Origin of the sequence: Calothrix rhizosoleniae SC01 (assembly GCF_900185595.1) — a bacterium.
Taxonomy (GTDB): Bacteria; Cyanobacteriota; Cyanobacteriia; order Cyanobacteriales; family Nostocaceae; genus Calothrix_A; species Calothrix_A rhizosoleniae.
Window position 1 is genome coordinate 1 of record NZ_FYBH01000206.1, and the last position, 3476, is coordinate 3476.

Annotated in this window: 2 protein-coding genes and 1 pseudogene; 2 read left to right on the plus strand and 1 reads right to left on the minus strand. The window is 40.6% G+C overall.

Translation table 11 applies throughout. The annotated features are described in order from the left end of the window. Positions 1-76 precede the first annotated feature (76 nt). Positions 77-1220 (plus strand): annotated as a pseudogene (locus CALSC_RS25915) (IS630 family transposase). 197 nt (positions 1221-1417) lie between these two features. Here CALSC_RS25915 and CALSC_RS12820 read toward each other — a convergent pair. Beyond that, positions 1418-2638: an FAD/NAD(P)-binding protein gene (locus tag CALSC_RS12820; protein ID WP_088241734.1), complete on the minus strand. Its 1221-nt coding sequence runs from the start codon at positions 2636-2638 to the stop codon at positions 1418-1420. Positions 2639-3011: 373 nt separating this feature from the next. Between CALSC_RS12820 and CALSC_RS12825 the strand changes: the two genes are divergently transcribed. Further along, positions 3012-3377, plus strand: a complete 366-nt coding sequence (locus CALSC_RS12825; RefSeq protein ID WP_088241735.1) for an ArsR/SmtB family transcription factor — start codon at positions 3012-3014, stop codon at positions 3375-3377. Positions 3378-3476 lie beyond the last annotated feature (99 nt).

Consider the following 3476-nt stretch of genomic DNA (forward strand, 5'->3'; position numbering starts at 1 on the left):
GAGGGATAAGTACTAGTAGTCTGTCAAACGCATTTTGACGGATACTGGGAGATATATTTCCAGGATTATATAAGCTATGCCCGCAAAACGATACATTGTCTCCCTGACTCCTGAAGAACGCCAAAGTCTAGAAAAATTAACTAAAACTGGTAAAGCCGCCGCCGCCAAAATCAATCATGCTCATATCCTGTTGAAAGCAGATGTAAATCACCCAGATGGGGGATGGAAAGATCAAGACATCAGCGATGTTTTCAATATCAGCACCAGAACTATTGAGCGTGTGCGACAAAGGTTTGTAGAAGAAAGTTTAGACAATGCCCTTGTACCGCGTCAGCGACATTCGTTGAAGTTACGACGGCTAGATGGAGAAGCAGAAGCACATTTAGTAGCGACGGCTTGCAGCACCCCACCAGAGGGATGTAGCCGTTGGACATTACGATTATTGGCAGACCAGATAGTGACATTGGGATATGTAGAGAGCATTTCCCATGAAAGTGTGCGACAAGTTCTAAAAAAAACGAAATTAAGCCTTGGTTGAAGGAATCTTGGGTGATTCCCCCGGAAGGGAATGCTGAGGCAGGTCTGCCAAATGGAAGATATTCTACAGCTGTATACTCGTCTCTATGACCCCGATTATCCCTTAGTTTGCTTCGATGAAAGCTCAAAGCAATTAATTTCTGAAGTGAGAAAACCTCTGCCAGCAGAACCAGGACAAGCCAAACGCTATGATTATGAATATCAAAGGGAAGGGGTTTGCAATTTATTTATGATGTTTGAGCCTTTAGTCGGGTGGAGGCACGTAGAAGTTACAGACCAACGTACCCAAATTGACTACACTCAACAAATAAAATATCTGGTTGACGAATGCTATCCCCAAGCCAAAAAAATTCAACTCGCTCAGGATAACCTGAATACTCACATGAGAGCGTCTCTTTACAAGGCTTTTCCACCATATGAAGCCAGACGAATTCTCGCTCAAATCGAGTTTTATTATACTCCCTCCAAAGCATGGAAGTTGGTTGAATATGGCTGAAATTGAGTTGAGTGTTTTAAACCGACAATGCCTTGACCGATGTATTGCTCACAAAGATGTTTTGAAACAGGAAATTGCTGTCTGGGAACAACACAGAAATGAACTCAAAAGTAAAGTAGATTGGCAATTTACTACCGAAGATGCCCGGATTAAATTGAAGCGCCTCTATCCGTCAATTAGTTCTTGACAGAATACTAGGCGTAAGCGTCATCGACAAATTGACACTTCCACCCAGCTTTCTTTCGGATTTACCCCCTGAAGTTGACACTAATGAGCATTGCTAAACCCCTACAGATAATCTATATGTATATGTATCAAGACTTTCGTAAATTTGTATAAGGTAAGTAATACCTTGCACCATAACCAAATATAATTCACCCAATTTCAAGCAATTTTAGCTTGATAAGGAGCAACAGTAGATTTAATAATTGCCTTTTCTAACTTCTCACTAGCCATTCTCGCACCAGATAAATTTCTGGCTGTTGGTCCAATTTGTAAAGCTGCTAATCCACCCATAATAAACAAGGGACAACCACGCCAATACAAATTGTCATCCAAAATAGGTAAACCATTGACCACAGGAATGGGATAGGCTTGTAAAACCTCCTCTAACAGGGGTTGAGAATTTGCATCAAAGCGGGTTCCTGTGGATAACCAAATCCTGTCATATTCGTATTCTTCCCCCTGATTAGTCTTAATTAACCAGTAATTCCCTAACCATTCAGCCTTAACTACTTGAGTATTTTCATAAATTCTTACCTTACCCTGACGTACTTTCCTCCTTAACTGAATCCCTATTGCAGGGGTCATAGAACCACCATTTCTTGCTGACTGAATCATCTTCCATCGCTGGTGAAAATCAGACTCAGCAAAAAACCCTTTCAAATACTTTGGTCCCAACCAACCCGGTTCCGCATCAAATATTTTTTCTTGTAATTGTCGTCTGATGAGTATGTCAACTTTAGCCATACGACATAAAGCACCAATGGCTAAATGTCCGCTTGTTAATCCTCCTCCCACAATTAATATTCTTTCACCAGCCAATTGCAACTTCCGTAAATCTATGAATTGGGAATGGCATAATCTATCTTGGGGATAGGGTGTCTGAATCTGACTCACCCAATCCGGTATTTGGGGTTGACTGCTACCAGTTGCTAACACCACCCGTCGAGCAATAATTGATTTCCCATCCTTCAACCACAAACCCAACCGGGGACGGAAGGAATGGGGTAATGGTTGAATACGAGTGATTTTCCCTGGTGTAACCGCGTTTTCTAAATCCCAGCGACGAATCACATCCCCACAAAAATCATCAAACAACTCAGCTCCTGGTAAATCGTAGGGAGGAAATAACTCATGGGAACGAGATTCCGCAAACTTCCGCAAAGCAAAGGGATTGGGGTCTGGATGATGAACCGCAGGGGAACGTAAATGTGGTATTTCTAAAGCCGCAAATTGCTGTTGCCATTGACTCAACCATCTACCACTAGGGTCAAATACCGCTATTTTTGAGCGTATTTTCTGCCGTTTCTGCAATAAATGGGTAACTAAGGTTAAAGCCTGGGGACCAGCACCAATAATCGCTAAATCTACTTTACTAGCCATTCCTGTGCAAGAACGATAATCGTTATCATATTAGCACTGATAATGGCGATCGCCATCCGTCCTATCTTTAAACCTCTTCTCAATAAAAAACAAAGCTATCGTAGTAAGAATAGGATAGGGTGAGGTTATTAACTGTATTGCACAAAGTTTGAAAACTGCTACAAGTGCTCAAATACTATTGTTGATAGTTAATTAATGTTCTAAATTAAACCACTCGAGTGTAGAGTAGTTCATTCGTTTCACCTTACTTTGATTGTTAATCTTTATCAATATTTTGGTTTGATGTGAAGGCTTTTTTTGGGTAGTAACAAAAATAAACCCTAATTATCGACTGTTATAATTAAGTTGTAAAATCTCGTGTGCGTCAAGATTTGTGACCAAAGCCAAGGAAAGCGACATTTGCCAAACCCGGTGTTTTAACTCGGAATTAGTTACTCAGGTTGGTGAAGCACTACCGGGAGATGATACTATCGAAAATGCTCAAATTCTTTTTAGTGCTTTAGCTGATAAGTCGCGCTTAAAGATTCTCCACGCTCTGAGCAATGGTCAAGAGCTTTGCGTGTGTGATGTAGCTTCACTGCTTGATGTCAAGATTGCATCTGCTTCTCATCACCTGCGGAAATTACGCGATCTCAAAATTTTAAAGTATAGAAACGACGGCAAGCTAGCTTACTATTCCCTTAAAGACCAACGCATAGCTGAAGTTCTTTTCTATACCTTAAAGCAACTTGCTGAGTAAGTCATTCTAATGTTGTTTAGAATGAACTTTTTTTGTGATATCATTCAAATGTTCGTTTGAATATTAGAATTATTGAATAGTAGAAAAACCATGAGTGAT